The organism is Vallitalea maricola, from assembly GCF_036985595.1.
Taxonomy (GTDB): Bacteria; Bacillota; Clostridia; order Lachnospirales; family Vallitaleaceae; genus Vallitalea; species Vallitalea maricola.
Genome location: NZ_BTPU01000400.1, coordinates 1 through 207 on the forward strand (window position 1 = coordinate 1; position 207 = coordinate 207).

1 protein-coding gene is annotated in these 207 nt (G+C 38.6%); it reads left to right on the forward strand.

Going from position 1 to position 207, the window contains the following annotated elements:
• Positions 1-207: methionine gamma-lyase family protein (locus AACQ14_RS24450; protein WP_339366132.1), on the forward strand; the 207-nt coding region annotated here is incomplete at both ends.

Below are 207 nucleotides of genomic sequence, written 5' to 3' on the forward strand. Positions count from 1 at the left end.
ATTCGCAGCTAATGTTTTTGAGGGATTAGGTTACGAAGTAATACCTGATTCAACTGAAACGAGACATGATATCATACAAGCTATCAATCTAGGTACCCCAGAAGCTATTATTGCTTTTTGCCAAGGAATTCAAGCAGCATCTCCAGTAGATAGTTTTGTGACGCCTGAACCATGGGATATGCCTGGATATGATGCTAAAGTAATAAT